14 protein-coding genes are annotated in these 17,547 nt (G+C 70.5%); 4 read left to right on the top strand and 10 right to left on the bottom strand.

Translation table 11 applies throughout. The features are described from left to right. Positions 1–211: 211 nt before the first annotated feature. Genes OTB16_RS26805 through OTB16_RS26785 form a run of 5 tightly spaced genes read right to left on the bottom strand, consistent with a single transcriptional unit; the run spans position 212 to position 5,900 of the window. On the bottom strand, positions 212–1,471 hold the full coding sequence (locus OTB16_RS26805) for an acyl-CoA dehydrogenase family protein (protein ID WP_267723340.1): 1,260 nt from the start codon (positions 1,469–1,471) through the stop codon (positions 212–214). A 42-nt stretch (positions 1,472–1,513) separates the two neighbouring features. Next, positions 1,514–2,860, bottom strand: coding sequence for an FAD-binding oxidoreductase (locus tag OTB16_RS26800; RefSeq protein WP_267723339.1), 1,347 nt, complete (start codon positions 2,858–2,860; stop codon positions 1,514–1,516). A gap of 53 nt (positions 2,861–2,913) precedes the next feature. Beyond that, positions 2,914–3,696 carry an SDR family oxidoreductase gene (locus OTB16_RS26795; protein ID WP_267723338.1) on the bottom strand — a complete coding sequence of 261 codons (783 nt, stop codon included), beginning with the start codon at positions 3,694–3,696 and terminating at the stop codon, positions 2,914–2,916. A gap of 37 nt (positions 3,697–3,733) precedes the next feature. Then, entirely contained in the window at positions 3,734–4,483 is a 750-nt protein-coding gene (locus tag OTB16_RS26790) for a DUF2306 domain-containing protein (protein WP_267723337.1), read from the bottom strand. A 55-nt stretch (positions 4,484–4,538) separates the two neighbouring features. Further along, a complete protein-coding gene (locus OTB16_RS26785; RefSeq protein ID WP_267723336.1) occupies positions 4,539–5,900 on the bottom strand; it encodes an extracellular solute-binding protein in 1,362 nt (453 codons plus the stop codon). A 171-nt stretch (positions 5,901–6,071) separates the two neighbouring features. On the opposite strand from OTB16_RS26785, the gene OTB16_RS26780 reads away from it, so the two are divergent. From OTB16_RS26780 to OTB16_RS26765, 4 genes are read left to right on the top strand one after another with little or no spacing between them, the layout of a single operon-like run. After that, the gene (locus OTB16_RS26780) at positions 6,072–7,625 is read left to right on the top strand and encodes a 4-hydroxyphenylacetate 3-hydroxylase N-terminal domain-containing protein (protein ID WP_267723335.1); all 1,554 of its coding nucleotides are present in this window, start codon (positions 6,072–6,074) and stop codon (positions 7,623–7,625) included. Positions 7,626–7,638: 13 nt separating this feature from the next. Continuing rightward, positions 7,639–7,893: a phosphopantetheine-binding protein gene (locus OTB16_RS26775; protein WP_267723334.1), complete on the top strand. Its 255-nt coding sequence runs from the start codon at positions 7,639–7,641 to the stop codon at positions 7,891–7,893. Next, entirely contained in the window at positions 7,890–9,278 is a 1,389-nt protein-coding gene (locus OTB16_RS26770) for a condensation domain-containing protein (RefSeq protein ID WP_267723333.1), read from the top strand. The genes OTB16_RS26775 and OTB16_RS26770 overlap by 4 nt, the downstream gene beginning before the upstream one ends. 6 nt (positions 9,279–9,284) lie before the next feature. Continuing rightward, complete coding sequence (locus tag OTB16_RS26765) at positions 9,285–9,644, top strand: YciI family protein (RefSeq protein ID WP_267723332.1); 360 nt, start codon at positions 9,285–9,287, stop codon at positions 9,642–9,644. Positions 9,645–9,745: 101 nt separating this feature from the next. On the opposite strand, the gene OTB16_RS26760 is transcribed toward OTB16_RS26765, so the two are convergent. The 5 genes from OTB16_RS26760 to cmdF form a co-directional block, all read right to left on the bottom strand. After that, on the bottom strand, positions 9,746–10,579 hold the full coding sequence (locus OTB16_RS26760) for a methyltransferase domain-containing protein (protein ID WP_267723331.1): 834 nt from the start codon (positions 10,577–10,579) through the stop codon (positions 9,746–9,748). Positions 10,580–10,608: 29 nt separating this feature from the next. Continuing rightward, entirely contained in the window at positions 10,609–12,855 is a 2,247-nt protein-coding gene (locus OTB16_RS26755; RefSeq protein ID WP_267723330.1) for a cytochrome P450, read from the bottom strand. 28 nt (positions 12,856–12,883) lie between these two features. Next, the gene (locus tag OTB16_RS26750; protein ID WP_267723328.1) at positions 12,884–14,065 is read right to left on the bottom strand and encodes an acyl-CoA dehydrogenase family protein; all 1,182 of its coding nucleotides are present in this window, start codon (positions 14,063–14,065) and stop codon (positions 12,884–12,886) included. Positions 14,066–14,213: 148 nt separating this feature from the next. Further along, positions 14,214–15,749, bottom strand: a complete 1,536-nt coding sequence (locus OTB16_RS26745; RefSeq protein WP_267723327.1) for a methyltransferase domain-containing protein — start codon at positions 15,747–15,749, stop codon at positions 14,214–14,216. Between the two features lie 147 nt (positions 15,750–15,896). Continuing rightward, complete coding sequence (gene cmdF, locus OTB16_RS26740; RefSeq protein ID WP_267723326.1) at positions 15,897–17,510, bottom strand: tyrosine 2,3-aminomutase; 1,614 nt, start codon at positions 17,508–17,510, stop codon at positions 15,897–15,899. Positions 17,511–17,547: the final 37 nt, after the last annotated feature.

Below are 17,547 nucleotides of genomic sequence, written 5' to 3'. Positions count from 1 at the left end.
CCTCACTGTGCGTGATGCGGGGGTGATGGTGCGGGGGCAGGTCGGTGGGGTGCGGGGCGGCGGACGCGCCCCGTCATACAGGGCCGATGTCGATGGCATGACGTCGCCCCGGAACAGTCCGTCCGGGTCGTGCCGGACACGGATCCGGTCCACGGTCGCTATGTCGGCCGCCCGGAGATGGCCTTGCGGCTGATCCGGGCGGCGGGCGCCGTCACGCGTGGCTGCTCTCGGCGACCCCGAAGCGGACTCGCGCGTACTCGCGGGCGGCGACGCTCTGCAGGAGGACGCCGATCCCCGCATGACTGAGCTGGGTCGACATGTCGCGCCAGATCCTCTCGATGCGTTCGCCCTCGCGCACCGCGCTGGATCCCGCGGTGGGGAAGAGGTGGCTCTCCACCGCGGTCCACGCGAGCTTGATGACCTCACGGCACACGCCGGCCAGCCTCAGGTCCTGCTCCCGTGTGAAGGCCTGTGGCCCCTGCGCGCACAGGTCCTGCCACTGCCGGACGCCCTGCGTGATCGCCGCCTCCGCAGTCGAGATCATCCCGGCGGCCTGCCCGTACCACCACTGGTAGTCGGGGTCCTCGGCACGCGACACCTGGGTGAAGATCGTGGTGCGCGAGCGCATCAGGTCCTCGTACGCGTCCAGGGCGCCTTGCGCCATGCCCACCGCCAGCGCCGCCGACTCCAGCAGCATGAAGCTCAGCGGGCCGCCGCCGTACTCCCCGTTCCCGTGCAGCTCACGTCCCGGCGTGCCCTGGGTGACGTCGACCTCGCTGAGGTGCGCGGCCTCCAGCCCGTAGTGCGCCGGGATCAGGCCGTCCTCGAAGGTGATGCTGTGCGAGCCGCTGCCCTTGAGGCCGAGCTGCCCGCCCCAGTCGTCGAGCATCGTCCACTGTTCGCGCGGGGCTATGAAGAGCAGCAGCTTCGGCGGCACGCCGTCGCCGCCCTCCTCGCCCTCGATGACCGTGTGGCCGATGAAGTGGGTGGCGTACGGGGCTCCGGAACAGTAGGGGAACGTCCCGTTGATGATCCAGGCGCCGTCCGGGCCCCGGCGGGCGCTGCCGCTCGGGGTGATGGTCGCGGGGCTGATGAAGTCCCCGCCCTCGAAGAGCTCGGCCTGGGCCCGCTCCTCGAACAGCGAGGCGACGGCCAGGGCGTGGGCGGCGCCGAGGCAGTACATCCAGCCCGTCGACGGGCAGCCGCGGGCCAGGGTGGTCGTCACCTTGAGGAAGGTTTCGGCGCCGAATTCGTAACCCCCGTACCGGCGCGGGACCAGGATCCGGTACAGCCCGGCCCGGGAGAGCTCCTCGTGCGTGTCGAGAGCGTAGAAGGTGCGCTTCTCGGTCTCCGCCTGCCGTGCCACCAGGCCGGCCGCGATGGCCTCCGCCCGGCGGATCACCTCCGCGGGCGTGAGGTCCGGCTCGGGCGGCGCGACGAAGGTGGCTGCCGGCTTGACTGCGGTGCTCATACGGGGCTCTCTCCCTGGGGGTGCGGGGCGGCGGTTGGTCCGTCAGACCTGCGCGGACGGTATGACGGCGGGGTTCCGGGAGAAGAGGTTCTCCGGGTCGTAGGCGTCCTTCACGGCCTGCAACCGGGCATAGGTCGCGGGCGGGTAGACGGCGGCCATGTCGTCTTCGTCCAGCTCGCTCAGGAAGTTGCTGTAGGCGCCCTCGGTGAACGGCGCCAGCGAGGCCCAGAACGCGGCCAGCTCCGGCAGGCCGGCCTCGTTGTCGGCCCTCGAACCGAGCCGGGCCGTGTTCAGCATCACCGCCGCGTCGCGGTGGGCGAAGGCCGTGGCGTCGGCCGGGACCCGTCCCATGGCGCCGCCCAGGCTGCGCAGTTCCACGTAGAGGTTGTCGAAGGACCGGGCTCCGGAGACCAGGGCGTCGACGAACTCGTCGCCGCACTCGCGGGCGAAGCGGTTGCGCACCATGGGCTCCCAGTCCGGCGGCAGCTCACCGGCCTCGTCGAGCACCTTCGGGTACGGAACGAGGCTGATGTCCTTGCCCTCCACCGTGCCCAGCTCCAGGAGCGGGGCGATGGCCGTGTTCGCGGCCGCCATGTCCTCGCCGGCGTAGCAGACCAGCACGGTGACCGGAGCCGGGTCCCCGCCGAACGACGGGAACATCTGGACGTGCGAGGTCAGCTCGTCGGGCGCGTCGCGCAGGACGCGGGCCCAGCCCTTGACGACCGAGGCCGCCTCGGCAGCGGGGTAGGTGATGCTCCCGAAGTGCACCTGCGGTACGGGCTGGGTGGAGATCTCGAACGAGGTCACCACACCGAAGTTCCCGCTGCCGCCGCGCAGCCCCCAGAACAGGTCCGGGTTCTCGTTCGCGTTTGCGCGCAGCACCCGGCCGTCCGCGGTGACGACCTCGGCCGCGACCACGTTGTCCAGAGCCAGCCCGCTGCTGCGGACGGTCCAGCCGATTCCGCCGCCGAGCAGCAGACCGCCCACGCCCACCCGGTCCGTGTCACCCGAGGAGAACGACAGGCCGTGCTCCTGCAGCGCCTGGGCCACCCGGCCCCACCTCGCGCCAGGGCCCACGCGTACCAGGTGGCGCTCCGCGTCGACGACCTCGACGCCGTCCAGCGGGGAGACGTCGATGACGATGCCGCCCACGTCCGTGCTCAGGCCGGCGGTGCTGTGACCGCCGCTGCGCACCGAGGTCCGCAGTCCCTGCTCCCGCGCGAACTCCACGGCCAGGCGGACGTCCTCGGTGCTGCGGCACCGGACGATGACGTCGGGCCGTCCCTTGTGGACGAAGATGTCGCGGTGCTCGTCGTAGGTGGCGTCGTCCGGCAGGATCACTTCGCCGTTGAGGGACTCGGCCAGGGCGGCTGCGGCGGCGGTGTTCATGGGGTCTCCCGTGTGGTTCGAGGTTGAGCGGTGGACCGGTCGCGCGGGCGCGGTCAGTTGTGGTATTCGCCGCCGTTGACGTCCAGGCACTGGCCCGTGACGGCGCGGGCCAGGTCGGAGAGGAGGAACAGGACGGCGTCGGCGATCTCGTCCGGCTCGGGCAGGCGGCGCAGGTCGAGATCCGCGGCGATCTCGTCGTACACCTGCTGCTCGGGTACGCCGCGTTCCTTGGCCAGGTAGGCGAAGTACCCCTGCAGGGCGGGTGCCCAGATGTAACCCGGGGCGACGGTGTTGACCCGTACCCCCTGCGGGCCCAGTTCGGTCGACAGGCTCTGGGCGAGCGCCAGCAGACCGGCCTTGGCCATCTTGTACGCGCCGAACATCGGCTTGGAGTGGCGGATGGCCACCGAGTTGACCATGACGACGGAGCCGTTGTGCTCACTGAGCACCGGGGCGAACAGGCGCGTCATCCGCAGGGCCGCGTACACGTTGGTCTCGAAGCCGGTCCGGATGTCGGCCAGGTCCACGTCGGCGAGCGGCGCCATCGGCGGCACCACGAACGCGTTGTTCACCAGGGCGTCCACCCGGCCGAAGGTGTCCACGGCGGCCGATACCAGCCGACGGGCCGCGGCCTCGTCGGTGATGTCGGTGGCGACCGCCAGCGCCCGGCGGCCGGTGGCCTCCACCGCCGCCGCGGTCTCGGTCAGTACGGACTGGGTCCGCGCGGCGAGGACCACGTCCGCGCCGGCCTCCGCCGCGCGCACGGCCAGGGCTCGGCCCAGGCCCGGGCCCACGCCCGAGACGACCACGACCTTGTTCTGCAGGAGTGCGCTCACAATGCGTCCTTCTTTTAGCGGGGCCGGCCCCGGCTGGTCAGATGAGGTCCTTGACGGGGCGGTCGGCCGTACGGTTGAGCCACCACTGCACGAGGAAGAGGTTGATCACCCAGCCGAGCCAGGGGGCCGTGCCGGTGATCTGCGCCCACACCGCCTGGTTCTGCACCTCGAAGGACATCAGCAGGACCACGAACACCCGGCCCCACACGATGTTGATGGCGAACGCGAAGCTGTAGAGCATCCACTGGCGGTGCGACCGGATGTTGCCCTGGACGGCGCGCCAGGTGCCCATGCCGGTGGTGAACAGCCACAGGACGCCGCCGAGCGTGGTGCCGACGGACGGTCCCATCGAGAGCGGGGTGATGAGGAAGGCGAGCAGCGCCGACGGGACGGCACCGGCGTAGACGTACGTCCGTCCCGCCCACCGGTGGAGCTCCGGGCGGTTGCGGCGGATCCACGGCCACAGCTGGAGGATGACCGTCAGCAGCGCGATGGTGCCCGTCGCGATGTGCGCGACGAGCATCGGGTAGTGGGCTGGGGAGCCCGCCCGGATGGGTATCAGCGAGGTCTTGGGGTCGAGCCCCAGGTACGGCGGCCACACCATCATGAGGAACGCGAACACGACCACGGCGAGCGGGATCACCCAGGCCTGCCGCCACCACGGGCGCGCGGCCGTGACGGAGACGGCGGCGTCGGGGACGCGCTGCGGCGGGAGGGCGTCCGGGTGCTCGGGTGCGTCCTCGACGGGTCTCGGCCGCGCTTCGGCGACCTGCAGGTTCTGCGCCACGGGATTCTCCTGAAGAAGTCTGGTGGGGAAGGAGCGGGATGAAGAGCCGGCCGGGTCAGCCGACCCGGAAGCGGTGCGGTCCTCGGGGACCTGGCACCAGGCCGAGGCAGTGCGCGTTGTAGTCGTCGAGGAGTTCCTGCGCCTCGGCCGTCGCCCGGGCGAAGCGCACCGCGGGGTCGGCTGCCGAGGTGAGCACGTCGTGCATCGCCGCGGTCATGCAGTCCTGTACCGAGACGAAGTCCCCCAGGACGGCGCCGCGCGAGGCCGGCGAACGGTCGCCCTGGGCGAGCTGGTCGAGGGCGACCTGGTGGTGCGCGTTCCGTGCGAACCAGCCGTCCTCCTCCAGGAGGGCGCGCGCGGATTCGGTGACCGGGATGAAGCCGCTCGTCCGGTGCCGTTCCGCCGCGTTCTGCGGTGTCAGGAAGCTCAGCAAGAAGGCCAGGGCCGCGTCGCGGGTGTCCGGGTCCAGCCCGGCGGCCAGCCACAGGGAGTCGCCGCCGATGACGTTGCCCGCGTACGGGACGGCCGCGGAGTGCGGCATCGGGGCCACCTCGACGCGGAAGCCGCCCTCCCTGCCGGCCTGGACCATGCGGTCGGCCTCCACCGAGGTGCTGAGGACGAAGGCCACCTGCTGCCCGGCGAAGGCGCGGTAGTTGAGCTCCCACGCGGGGTACGTGTCGTCGCCGGCGGAGCGCAGGCCGGTGTAGTGGTAGTGGCCTTGCGCGTGCAGCCGCCGCCACCAGTCGACGAAGGCGAGCAGGGCCGGGGAGTCCAGCGCGACACCGGTGGCCCGCCCGGCGCGGCCGTTGCCGGGCAGCGCGAGGAGACCTCCCTGCTGGGCCACCGCCTGCTGGAACATCCAGCCGTGGTTGGGCCACGTGATGCCGTGGGCAGGGCCGTCGTCGAGGGCGGCGACGGCCTCGCAGGCCGCCGTGATGCCTTCCCAGGTCCGGGGGACCTCGGTCACGCCGGCCGCCTCCAGCAGCGTGGTGTTGGCGTACAGCAGGGTGGTCGAGGTGAGCGGGGGCAGGGCGAACAGACCGTCGTCGTCCAGCGTGTAGTAGTCGCGGGCGGCCGTCACCAGGTCGTCGAGCCGCACCGGCACCCCGAGGATCTCGTCGCGGCCGGCGATGGCCTTCTCGATCGAGGTGAACAGCGGCGCGCCGTCCGCGGTGAGCAGGTCGGCGGCAAGCTGCGTGGAGGTGTAGAAGCTCTGGACGATCGCCGGCTGCCGGCCCTCGGCAGCTGCGCGGGCCACCTCCTGCGGCAGCCGCACGTGGTCGATGCCGCGGACCTCGACCCTGATCCCGGGGTGCGTCCGGCCGAATGCCTCGGCCAACTTCCTCGTCTCGCTCAGGAAGAGAGGGACGACCGGGTAGTCGTTGAGCCAGACGTCAAGGACGACCTCATCGGTCATGGGGGTTCGGCCTCCGGGGGCGGGCGTGCCAGCAAAAGACATTGGGGTCCATTTTCGGAAGCGGACGGCGGACCCGCATCTTCTGGAGTGCGATCAAAGTGGCAATCTGGGAGACGCCCGGGGCGCCGGACCGGTGACAGACTCATCGGTCTGGGCGAGGAGAGGAAGACCATGGGTGAAGAGCGGCGGAAAACACGTCCGTTCACCGGTGACGAGTATGTGGAGAGCCTTCGCGACGGCCGCGAGGTCTACATATACGGCGACCGGGTCAAGGACGTTACTTCGCATCCCGCCTTCCGTAATCCGATCCGTATGACGGCGCGGCTCTACGACGCTCTCCACGACCCGGAGAAGCAGAAGGTCCTGACGACCGCCACGGATACCGGGAGCGACGGTTACACGCACCGGTTCTTCACCACTCCGCGTTCGGTCGACGACCTCGTCGCGGACCAGAAGGCCATCGCCGAGTGGTCACGGCTCAGCTACGGGTGGATGGGCCGCAGCCCCGACTACAAGGCTTCGTTCCTCGGCACCCTCGGTGCCAACGCGGAGTTCTACGGTCCCTTCGCCGACAACGCACGCCGCTGGTACCGGGAGTCGCAGGAGAAGGTCCTGTACTGGAACCACGCGATCGTGCACCCGCCCGTCGACCGCAGTCTGCCGCCGGACCAAGTCAAGGACGTCTTCGTCCACGTGGAGAAGGAAACGGACGCCGGCCTGATCGTCAGCGGCGCCAAGGTGGTGGCGACCGGCTCCGCGCTGACGCACTACAACTTCATCGCCCACTACGGGCTTCCCGTCAAGGAACGCGAGTTCGCCCTGGTCGCGACCGTTCCGATGGACGCGCCCGGGATGAAGCTCATCTGCCGTCCCTCCTACGCCGCCAACGCCGCGATGATGGGCAGCCCCTTCGACTACCCGCTCAGCTCGCGCCTGGACGAGAACGACACCATCCTCGTGATGGACAAGGTGCTGATCCCCTGGGAGAACGTCTTCATCTACGGGGACCTCGGCAAGGTCCAGATGTTCACCGCCAAGTCCGGCTTCCCCGAGCGGTTCACGTTCCACGGCTGCACCCGCCTCGCGGTGAAGCTGGAGTTCCTGGCCGGTCTGCTGGCCAAGGCGCTGGAGGTGACGGGCACGAGCGACTTCCGCGGCGTGCAGAGCCGCCTCGGCGAGGTCCTGGCCTGGCGCAACCTCTTCTGGGGGCTGTCGGACGCGGCGGCCCGCAATCCCGTCGAGTGGAAGAACGGCGCGCTGCTGCCGAATCCCGAGTACGGAATGGCCTACCGCTGGTTCATGCAGATCGGCTATCCGCGGATCAAGGAGATCATCCAGCAGGACGTGGCCAGCGGCCTCATCTACGTCAATTCCAGCGCCGACGACTTCGCGAACCCGCAGATCCGGCCTTACCTGGACAAATATGTCCGCGGCTCGGGCGGTACCGACGCCGTGGGGCGGGTCAAGGTGATGAAGCTCCTGTGGGACGCCGTGGGTTCGGAATTCGGCGGCCGCCACGAACTGTACGAGCGCAATTACGCGGGGAACCACGAGAACACCCGCGTGGAAATGCTGCACGCGCAGACGCTGAGCGGCCAGCTCGACCAGTACAAGGGCTTCGTCGACCAGTGCATGGACGAGTACGACCTGGACGGCTGGACCGTGCCGGACCTCGACTCCTTCGACGACCTCCGGAAGATCAGAAACGAGACCCTCAATGGGTGAGGAGAAGAACCCCGTGACGAACCCCGTCGAGCAGACCGCCACGCAGATCTGGACCCAGATCCTCAAGCCCGCACCGGGAGAAGAGGGCCTCACCTTCTTCGCCCTGTCGGGCCAGTCGGTGTCGGCCATGCGCATCGTCGCGAGCCTGGAGTCCGAGCTGGGCATCGAACTGGACATCAGTGTCCTGTTCGACGATCCGGACCTGGACACGTACGTGCGCACCGTGGCCGCGCTGGTCGCGGCCGGCGGTGCGAGCGCCGCCGCGTGAGCGCCACCGAGGCCCCGGAGGTTCCGCTCTCGGTCCAGCAGGAGTTCCTGTGCCTGTGGGACAAGGGAGACGACATGGGCCCCTTCGGCCCGCGCTTCCACATCGTCGACGGCTGGCGGGTACGGGGCGCCATCGACCTCACGGTGCTCCAGGCCGCGCTCGACGACGTCGTCGAGCGCCACGAGGCGCTGCGGACCACGGTCGTCCGTGGCGAAGGGGGAGGCCACCAGCGGATCTTCGGTGCCTCCATCGTGCCCCTGGAGGTGCGCGACCTGCCGGCCACCGACCCGTCGGACACCCGGCCGCGGGACCTGCTGGCCGAGGAGCTCCTCAACGAGATCGCCGCGGACACCATCAGCGTGCGCCGGCTGCCGCTGCTGCGTGCGGTGCTGGGCCGGTTCGACGGCGAGGACGCCGTACTGGCGCTGATCGCCCACCACACGGCGGTCGACGCCTGGTCCATGCAGGTCATCCTCCGGGACCTCGCGGCGCTCTACGCCGAACGCGCGGGTGCGTCCGGACCCGCCCTCGGCGAGGCGCCCCAGTACCGTGAGTACGCCCAGTGGCAGCGCACCGACGAGGCACTGGAGGCAGGCCGGTCGGCGCGCGCCTTCTGGCGCGCCGAGCTCGAAGGAGCCCGGGCGCTCGCGCTGCCCACGGACCGGCTGCGTTCCCGGGAGCCGGTCTTCACCACCGCCTGGCACCGCTTCTCGTACGGCGAGGAGCTGTGCACCGCCGCGGGACAGGTGGCCGCCGCCACCCGCAGCTCGCCGTTCATGGTCCTGCTGGCCGCTTTCAACGTCTTCCTGCACCGGCAGACGGGCGACACGGACGTCGTCGTCCCGACCTTCACCCCCGGCCGCAGCCAGGCCCGCTTCCAGGACGCCGTGGGGTCGTTCTTCAACTTCCTGCCGCTGCGCACCGACCTCGGCGGATGCGCCACCTTCCGTGAGGTGGTCGGGCGGACACGCACTGCCTGCCTCAAGGCGTACACGCGGGAGATCCCGCTGGCACACGTCCTGGAGGAGGCGCCCGATCTCATGGAACGGGTCGCCGTCGACGGACTGGCCTCCTGTGTCTTCCAGGTCATCCAGACGCCGTTCACCATGGCCGACGAGCACGTGGGCCCACTGGCGTACTCGGCGATCCGCCGCAAGGTGCTCTCCCAGCCCGTGGGATCCGACATCCCCGACGGAATGCTGCTGTGCCTGGAGACCGATGCCTCCGGAGACCTCATCGGAGAGCTCGGCTTCAGCAGCAACCTCTACGACGAGAGCACGGTCGTGGCCCTGGTCGCGGGCTTCCGCGAGGTGCTCCAGGAGCTGCTGACCGCCCCCGACGCCCCCCTTCCCGATTACCGCAACCGGACCGACACCCAGGAGTGACAGCACGTGAAGTTCCTGCTCATCATGCACATGAACCCCGTCGTGTGGGAGGCGCTGAGCGCCGACCAGCAGCAAGAGGTGTTCGACGGCCATGACAGCTTCCAGCAGGTCATAGGCAAGAGCGGCGAGATGGTCGGCACGAAGGCCCTCGACTTCCCGGCGAACACCACCACGGTCAAGGTCAGGGACGGCGCCACCGAGACCGCCACCGGTGCCTACGTCCCGGGCGAGGCGTTCCTGTGCGGCTACTACGTCGTGGACGTGGCTTCCAAGGAGCGCGCCGTCGAACTGGCCGCGCTGATCCCGGATGCCAAGCTCACGGCCGTCGAGGTCCGTGAGGTGGTCCACGAGGCCGGCGCCGAGTAGTCCGCGCCTCGCACTCGCACCACAACGGGAGAGGGGCCCACCGCTCAGGCGGTGGGCCCCTCTCCCGTTGTGGTGCGCCGGCCCGGCCGGCGGTCAGCCGGTCAGCGCCGCGGCTTGCGCGCGGTGACGATGCTGTACGCGATCTGATCCGCGCCCGGGCTGAAGAAGTCGCCCATGGCCTGCTTGAGCCCGGTCACGGCCTCCTCGCCGAAGGCCGCGGCGAGCTTGTCGCGGGTCTGCTCGGCGGCCTCGACGTACTTCGGCCCCATGCCGAAGACGCGCGGCCCGCACTGGGTCCACTCCTCGACCTCGAGACCGGCCTCGCGCAGCACGTCCAGCCACGCCTCGACGGGCTGGAGCAGGGGCAGGCCGAGGTTCGCGGCGAGGACGTCGCGTTCTGCCTGCCCCACACCGGGCGCGAGGGTGTAATCCGTCATCGTCAGGGCACCGCCCGGCCGCAGCACACGCTCCAGTCCGGACAGGGTGCGGGCCAGGTCGGGTGAGTACTGGAGCGACTCCATCGCCATGACGGCGTCGAACGAGCCGTCCGCGTGGTGCCCGAGCTCCGAGTAGTCGCCGTGCTCGAAGTCGACCCGGTCCGCGAGGCCGCGCTCGGCGGCCTTGCGCGTACCGGCCTCGGCCTCGAACCCGCTGATGGTGATGCCCGTGACGCGGGCACCGGTCTCCTCGGCCATCTGGATGGACGGGCCGCCGGGACCGCAGCCGACGTCCAGCAGCCGCTCGCCGGCCCGCACGCCCAGTACGTCCGCGACCTTGCGGGTCAGCCGGTGCGCGGCGGAAACCATCGGGGTGCCGTCGTCGGGTCCGTACCAGTACCCCAGGTGGGCCTGGCCGTCGTTGAAGACGTCCGAGATCGCTGAGGACTCGTCCCACCGCTCGCCGCCGGTGATCGTTTCCGCTGTCGTGGTGCTCATCTGTTCCTTCCTTCGGCTGCCGTGTGTGTTCAGTAGGTGATGACGGCGCGGAAGCGGATCTCGCCCTTGGCGGCCAGCGCGACCGCCTCCGCGATGCGCTCCTTGGGGAAGACCTCGATGATCGGGGCGACCTTGCCGTCGGCCAGCAGGTCCAGGGCCTCGGTCAGGTGCTCCAGCCCGTTGTGGGTGGCGCCGATGATCTGCTGGCGCTGGGCCCACACGGGGCTGTGCGGGGCGATCGTGAACGAGCCCTCGGGGTCGATCGTGGCCAGCACCAGCCGGCCGTTGGGCCGCAGGCCCTTGAGGGCGTCGGTGGCGGCCTCGTACGAGGTGCCGGTGACGAGGATGACGTCGGCTCCGCCCGCGGCGCGCAGCTCCTCGCCGTCGGCGACGACGGTGGACGCGCCGAGCTCACGGGCCAGGTCGTGCTTGTCGGGGGAGCGGGTGATCGCGACGGTGTCGAAGCCGCCGGCGCGCGAGAACTGCAGGGCCAGGTGCCCCAGGCCGCCGATGCCGAGGACCGCGACGCGCTCGCCCGGCTTGGGGTCCGCGGCGCGCAGCGCGCTCAAGGACGTGTAACCGGCGCAGAGCATCGGGGCCGCCTGCTCGTAGCCGACGGAGTCGGGCAGCGGCACGGTCGAGTCGGCGAGGACCACCACGTACTCGGCGTGGTGGCCGGGTACGGTCAGGCCGCTCATCACGGGGGCGGTGCAGTTCATGCCGGACTGGCCGGTCAGCGGCAGCCCGAGCGCGCAGTAGTCGCAGCTGCCGCACGTGCCCTGCACCCAGGTGGCGCCGACCCGGTCGCCCGGCTTTCGGTTCGTGACGCCCGGACCCACGGCGGCCACGTCGCCGGCCCCCTCGTGCCCCACCACGACGGTGTCGGCCTGGGGGAAGGGGAAGTGGCCGTCGGTCAGCCACAGGTCGTTGTGGCACAGACCGGAGGCCCGGACCCTGATCAGGACCTGGCCCGGACCGGGCTGCGGGACGGGGACGTCGCGCAGCTCCCACACCGCCCCGGCCTCGGCGACCACGGCAGCCTTCATCGTGGCGGGCCGCGCGTCCAGCAGCACGGGAAGTTCGGCGACGCCGTTCATGATGAAGGTGCCCTGCGGGCCGATCTCCTCGGCCGGCACGGCCAGGCCCAGGTTCGGGAAACGCTCGAACAGGGAGGACAGTGCGATCTCGGCCTCCAGCAGCGCGAGCGGCTGGCCGATGCACCGGTAGATGGCGTGCCCGAAGGAGAGGTTCTCCTTGTTCTCGCGGGTGATGTCGAAACGGTCCGCGTCGTCCCCGTGCAGCTGCGGGTCACGGCCGACGGCCGCGTAGTTGACCAGAACGGGCTCGCCCTTGGCTATGGTGACGCCCGCGATCTCGACGTCCTCGACGGCGAAGCGGAACGGCAGGTGGGCGACCGGAGCCTCCACCCGCAGGGTCTCCTCGATGACGTCCTGCCAGGTGGCCTGCCCGCTGCGGACCAGCTCCAGCTGGTCCGGGTGGGTCAGCAGGGCGAGCACGGCGTTGGCGATGAGGTTCTTCACCGGTTCGGTTCCGGTGGCGAGCATGATGTGCAGGGTGCCGACGAGTTCGTCGTCCGAGAGCAGCGAGCTGTCCTCGCGCTGGGCGGCCACGAGGTCGCTGGTCAGGTCGTCGCCCGGCGTCCGGCGCTTGGACTCGACGAAGTCGAGCATCTCCTGGTGCCAGCGCGCGACGTTGGCCGCGGCCTCCTCCGGGGAGATGCTCGTGTCGACGTTGACCTCGCCGCCGCGCAGCATGTCGGCACGGGCCTCGGCCGGGACACCGAACAGGTCGCAGATGGCGCGGGCCGGGAGCGGGTGGGCGAAGAGCGCCTTGAGGTCGACGGGCCGGCCGGCCGGTACGGCGGCCAGTTCGTCGAGGAGCTCGTTCGCGATCGCCGCCACCGCCGGGCGCAGGGCCTCCACGCGCCGGGGTGTGAAGGAGTGCGCGCACGGCTTGCGGAGCCGGGTGTGGTCGGCGCCGTAGGCGGTGGTCATGTTCTCCATGAGGACCCACCCGATCATCGGGAAGTCCTCGCCGACCTCACCATTGACGTACGCGTCGAAGTGACGGCGGCCGTCCTTGGAGAATCGGTGGTCGCTGAGAACTTCCCGGGCGGCGGCGTAGTCGGTCACCGACCACGCCAGTACGCCGCCGGGCAGCTCGATCCGGGCCACCGGTCCCTGTTCGCGAATGCGCGAGCCCTCGGCGTGTACGTCGTTGCCCGCGGGATCCAGGGCGACGGGGCATCGGTCCATCAGGAAGTCCTCCACAGCGATTCGGTGCTTACAGGTAAACGGTGTTGGGCTCCTGGCCGCACAGGATCCGGCCGTACAGCTCGAGGTTGGTGTTCGGGTGGAGGACCGCGTGCAGGTTCAGCGTCTGCACATCGCGCTCGATGCGCTGGATCGGCACCTCGGAGTAGACCGAGGAACCGCCGCTCGCGGTGTTGAGGATGTCGACGGCCTCCTTGGCGCGCTGCGTGACCGCGCCGAGGTCGAGGCGGACACGGGCCCGCTCCTCCAGCGTCCACTCCTCGCCGGCCGCGCCCTTGGCGTCGACCATCTGGGCCGCGCGGTGGGCGTGGAACTCGGCCTCGTCGATCTTGACGGTGGCCTCGGCGACCTGGAGGTGCGTCAGCGGCGCCTCCTGCTGGTTCTCGTACGAGGTGTACGTGATCTTGCGGCCCGGCAGACGGTCGAAGAAGGCGTCCCTGGCGGCCTTGGCCATACCGAGCGCGGGCGCCGAGATGGTCGCGCAGGCGGTCGGCATGAAGGGCGCGCTGTACAGCGGGGAGCCGGCGTTGAGCACGGAGCGGTGCTGGCCCATGAGGACGGGGACCATCGGAAGGACACGCTGCTCCGGCACGAAGACGTTCTCGGCGAGAGTGGTGACACTGCCCGAGCCGCGCAGGCCGGCGGTGTGCCAGTCGTCCACGATCGTCAGCTCGCTGACCGGGATGGCGAGCATCACGGGCTGCGGCTGGCCGTCCTCGCCGATCAGGATCGCGGCGTTGGTGTTCCAGTGGCTGTCCTGGACACCGCTGTTGAACGACCACTTGCCGTTCACCACGACACCGCCGGGGACCGGGTGGGCCATGGCGGTCGGGCTCAGGATGCCGCTGATGCGCACGTCGGGGGTCGAGAAGATCTCGTCCTGGACCTCATCGGGGAACAGGCCGACCATCCACGCGCTGATCGCGTACACGGAGGCGACCCAGGCGGCGGAGCCGTCGCCGCGCGCGATCTCGGCGAGCGTGTCGACGACGGTGCGCATGTCCGACTCGTAACCGCCGAAACGGTGCGGGACGCGCATCTTGAAAATTCCGGCCTCGGCGAGCGCCTCGACCGTCTCCTGGGGAAGGCGCCGGTTCTCCTCGCCGGAAAGGGCGTTCTTCTGCAGCAGCGGAATCAGGTCGGATGCGCGGCGAATGAGCTCTTCGCGCGTCGGCGCCTCGATGGTCTTCATGGAATTCTCCTGATATCGGTCACCGGAATGGGGCCGACGGAATCCTTGCACCGTGGCGGCTTCCCATTCCATATTCAATGTTGCTGAGTACGGCTCGGCGTGCGGCGTGCTCGCGGGGGTTCGGCCCGCCGCACACCGAGGCTCTTCGTCAGGCCTGCTTTTCCGCGGTGATCAGGACGAACGTGCCGGGTCCCGACTCCTCGACGATGGAAAGTCCGGCTCCATTCAGCCAAGTCCGGATCTGCTCGGCCTCGAACAGCTTGATTCCGTCGGGGCTGCCGGGGAACGCGTGGGATCCCTGGAAGTAGCGGTACAGCGGGTCCGAACCCCAGCGGAACGTCAGCAGCGTCAGCCGGCCGCCCGGACGCAGAGCCCGGCCGATCTCGTCGATCGCCGCACCGGCGTCGGGAAGGGCCTGGAGCGCGTTCCAGCAGTTGACGGCCGCGAGGGAACCGTCGGCGACGGGCAGCGCCAGGGCGCTGGCACGCAGCGTGGCGATCTCCGGCAGCCTGGCGCGCAGCCCTGCCAGCATGGGGGCGATCAGGTCGAGCGCGAGGACGTTGTCCGCGCCCGTGGTCTGCGCCACGACGGCCGTCCAGCGGCCGGCCCCGGCGGCCACGTCCAGGACGGGACCGTCGGCGGGGGCGAGGTGCTCCGCCAGGTACGCGTCCTCGTCGGTCGGAGTGACCTGGCCGCCCCAGTTCTGGCCCATCACCCGGAGGAAGGCCGGGCGCAGGACGTTCTCGTAGTGGAACCCGATGCCCCGCATGGCGGCGGCGTTCTGCAGGACGTCCGACTCGCCGTGGTTGTCGCCGGCGCCGGCCGAGAGGTCCAGTACGCCGTTGGGCAGCGGGTAGCTCCGGTCACAGACGGTGCAGGCCGCGCCCTCCGCCTCGTAGGAGAGACCGCCCCGGCACCCCGGGCATCGCAGCACGTCGGAGAAGCGGCTGAACTCCTCGATGCGGGGGGCCGGCGGGTCGGCGGGACGGGCGCCCGCGTGGACGCTCGTGTCGTGGACGACGGTCGGCGTGCCGTTGCGCAGGGCCCACAGCGCCTTCGCGCCGGTGTAGGCGAACACCGACCGGGTGTCGCTGGCCCAGGTCGCGGCCAGCGCCTCGGGGGACAGGTTCTGGATCCAGCCCTGGTCGAAGGCCACCTCGTCGGCGTTCAGCTGCCATTCGTGCGGCGAGGGCCAGACCCGGCCCAGGACCACGTCCTGCGGGTCGAGCGGCTGGAGGCAGCGCTCCAGCCGGGTCCGGTCGTCGGGTGTCAGCTCGGTCCCGGCGGCAGCGGCCAGGATGCGCTCGCGGTCACCGCCCAGGTGCGAGAGGAGGTACAGCGCCCCCAGCTGGAGCGGGCCGCCGGCGGCCGAGTCGGTCAGCAGCGGAAGGTAGCGGTCGAGCCCGGCGCGCACGGCCTCGGTGAGCGGCTGCTCCGCCGCGGTGTGTTCCGTCTCGGCGAGCAGCCCGAGCAGCAGCGCGAGATGACCCTGGCGGCTGCCGTCGGCGACCGCCAGAGCGGCCACGAGCGCGGGCACGGACGGCAGTGCCTCCTCGGTGGCCTCACCGTCCTTCCACAGTTCGCCCGCGAGGCGTAGGAACGCCTCGTCGATGCGGTCCGGAGAAGCCTGGAGCAGGGCGGTCAGCGAGGCGTCGGTCGTCGGACCGACCGTGCGGGGAGTCATGGGTGGCGCGTCCTTTCGGGCGAGGTGGTGCGGTGCGTGCCGGTCCGGCGTGTACGGGCCGTCCTGGGGCGTGGCGCTGAGGGGCCCCGGCCGGCGGCCGGGCTCCCGGTGACCCGGGGTCCGGCCGCGTGGCGGGAGGGGCGTGGCTCAGCGCAGTTCGAGCTCCGTGTGGCGGTTGAGCGCCTCCAGGAACTCGCCGCGCGAGAGCGCTGCGGCGATCAGCTCGATGTCGTCCGCCATGTACCGGTCCACGCCCAGCGTCGGCACCAGCGCGCGCACCGCGTTGTAGGTGGCCTGCGCCGCGGGGCTCAGACCGTCGTAACGGCCCGAGATGTCCACCGCCTGGGCGGCGGCGAGGAACTCGACGGCGAGGATCTTGTTGTTGTTGTCCAGCACGCGCCGGGCGTTGCGAGCGGCGATCAGACCCATGCTGACGATGTCCTGGTTGTCACCGTTGGACGGAACGCTCTGGGTGCTGGCCGGGGCGATCGTGCGGTTCTCGGCGACGAGAGCGGTGGCGGGGTACTGCGCGCCGGCGAACCCGCTGTGCAGGCCCGGGTCGGCGGCGACGAGGAACTCGGGGAGCCCGTAGCTCAGGTGGCGGTTCAGGACACGGTTGATCTGGCGCTCCGCCAGGACGCCGAGCTGCGTCAGGGCGATCGTGACGAAGTCCATGGCGAACGCGATCGGCTGGCCGTGGAAGTTCGCGCCGTGGAAGATCTCCTGGCCTTCGAAGAACAGCGGGTTGTCGTTCGCGGAGTTGAGCTCGATCTCCAGCTTGTGCACCGCGTGGTAGAGGGTGTCGCGCACGGCGCCGACGACCTGCGGGATCGCGCGCAGCGAGTACGCCTTCTGGAGGTAGATCTCCGAGCGCTGGACGTCCTTGTCGGTGTCCTTGCTCTCCTGGAGCGTACGGCGCAGGTCCGCGTGCTCGACGGTGAGGTGGCTGCCGTTCATCAGCGCGCGCATGTTTGCGGCGGAGTCGATCTGCCCCTGGTGCGGGCGCGCGATGTCGTGGCCTTCGGCCAGGAACGGGCTGGTGGAACCGCGCAGCGTCTCGATCAGCAGCGCGCTGACGATCTCGGCCTGGCGCGCCTGGGTGAGCGCGCGGCCCACGACGAGGGAGCCGAGGCCGGTCATGGCCGAGGTGCCGTTGATGAGGGCCAGGCCCTCCTTGAAGCGGAGCTGGAGCGGCTCGATGCAGTGCTCGTCGAGGACCACCTTGGTCTTGACGCGCTTGCCGTCGCGCAGGACGTAGCCCTCGCCGATCAGGGTGCTCGCCACGTGCGAGAGGGGCGCGAGGTCGCCGCTGGCGCCGAGCGAGCCGATCTCCGGGATGGCGGGCGTGATGCCCAGGTTCAGGTAGAGGGCCAGGCGCTCGATGATCTCGGGGCGGACCGCGGAGTATCCCTTGGCGAGGGTGTTGAGGCGGGCGGCGACGATGGCACGGGCCTCGTCCTCCGCGAACATGGGGCCCACGCCGGCGCTGTGGCTCCGGACCAGGTTGGTCTGGAGCTCCGTCTCCTTGGACTTGTCCACCTGCATGTAGATCATCTCGCCGTAGCCGGTGGTCACCCCGTAGATCGGGATGTTCTGCTCGGCTATGCCTTCGAAGATCTCACGGCTCTTGCGGGCCTTGTCCAGCGTGTCGCTGGACACCTGGGCCTGCACGCCCTCCTGGGCTACCTGCCGCACACCGTCGATGGTCAGGGTCTCACCGTCGAAGGCGACCGGAATGGCAGAGGTCTCGACTGTGGTCAAAGTACTCACTCCAAGTGGAATCGGGATAAGGGCAGGT

Source organism: Streptomyces antarcticus, from assembly GCF_026627255.1.
Taxonomy (GTDB): Bacteria; Actinomycetota; Actinomycetes; order Streptomycetales; family Streptomycetaceae; genus Streptomyces; species Streptomyces antarcticus.
The sequence above is the reverse complement of the archived record's forward strand: the minus strand, read 5'-3'. Positions and strand labels throughout refer to the sequence as shown.